The following is a 1,357-nucleotide window of genomic DNA, read 5'->3' on the forward strand; positions in this document are numbered from 1 at the left end:
TCCTACCGCGACTACCTCGAACTGCACGGCCTGTCCGTCCAGTTGGCCGAGGCCCTCGCCGAGTACTGGCACGCCCGCGTGCGTACCGAACTCGGTATCTCGCAAGGGGATCCAGACTCGCTCGGCGGCATGTTCCGCACCGAGTACCAGGGCTGCCGCTACTCACTCGGCTACCCCGCCTGCCCCGACCTCGAGGACCGGGCGAAGATCGCCGACCTTCTGCGGCCCGAGCGCATCGGGGTGGAACTGTCCGAGGAGTTCCAGCTCCACCCCGAGCAGTCCACCGACGCGATCGTCCTCCACCACCCCGAGGCAAGCTACTTCAACGCGGGAGGTGCCCGCCCGTGACCAGCGTGCGCGATCTGCGTGATGTCCTGGCGGCGGGGGAGAGGTCGTTCTCCTTCGAGTTCTTTCCGCCGAAGACCGACGCCGGCGAGGAGCGTCTGTGGGACGCCATCCGCCGGATCGAGGCCCTGGCACCGGCCTTCGTCTCGGTGACGTACGGCGCGGGCGGGTCGTCCCGGGACCGTACCGTCGCCGTGACGAAGAAGATCGCCACCCATACGACGCTCCGGCCGGTGGCCCATCTGACCGCCGTCGGTCACTCGACGGCCGAGCTGCGCCACATCGTCGGCCAGTACGCCGACGCCGGCATCCGCGACGTCCTCGCCCTGCGCGGCGACCCTCCGGGCGACCCCGGCGGACGGTGGGACCCTCATCCGCAGGGCTTCACCCACGCTCACGAACTCGTATCACTCATCCGCGAGTTGGGGGACTTCAGTGTCGGTGTCGCCGCCTTCCCCGAGCGTCATCCGCGTTCGGTGGACTGGGAGAGCGACATCCGCCACTTCGTCGCCAAGTGCCGTGCGGGCGCCGACTACGCCATCACCCAGATGTTCTTCCGCGTCGAGGACTATCTGCGGCTGCGCGACCGGGTGGCGGCGGCCGGCTGCGACACGCCGATCATCCCGGAGATCATGCCCGCCACCGATGTGAAGCAGATCCGGCGCTTCGCCGACCTGTCCAACGCTGCCTTCCCCGACGAGCTCGCATGCAGGCTCGAGGCGGCCAGGCACCGGCCCGCCGACGGCCATCGCATCGGGGTCGAGTACGCCACCGTGATGGCCGAGCGGCTGCTGGCGGAAGGAGCCCCGGGACTGCACTACATCACGCTCAACCGGTCCACCGCGACGCTCGAGATCCATCAGAACATCCAGAACTCAAGGAGTGCACATGCCCTCGCAGCCGACCGCTGACTTCACGGACTTCAAGGTCGCGGACCTGTCCCTGGCCGAGTTCGGCCGCAAGGAGATCACGCTCGCCGAGCACGAGATGCCCGGCCTGATGTCGATCCGCA

3 protein-coding genes are annotated in these 1,357 nt (G+C 68.6%); all 3 read left to right on the plus strand.

All coding sequences use genetic code 11. The features are described from left to right. A partial coding sequence (locus tag ABZ208_RS39075) for a vitamin B12 dependent-methionine synthase activation domain-containing protein (protein ID WP_356914194.1) occupies nt 1–348 on the plus strand: 348 nt, incomplete at its 5' end. Nucleotides 349–353: 5 nt separating this feature from the next. Continuing rightward, nucleotides 354–1,256: a methylenetetrahydrofolate reductase [NAD(P)H] gene (gene metF / locus ABZ208_RS39080; RefSeq protein ID WP_356914195.1), complete on the plus strand. Its 903-nt coding sequence runs from the start codon at nt 354–356 to the stop codon at nt 1,254–1,256. After that, nucleotides 1,234–1,357, plus strand: a 124-nt coding sequence (locus ABZ208_RS39085; RefSeq protein ID WP_356914196.1) for an adenosylhomocysteinase, incomplete at its 3' end; no start/stop codon positions are given. The genes metF and ABZ208_RS39085, both read left to right, overlap by 23 nt.

This window comes from Streptomyces sp. NPDC006208, assembly GCF_040613775.1.
GTDB lineage: Bacteria > Actinomycetota > Actinomycetes > Streptomycetales > Streptomycetaceae > Streptomyces.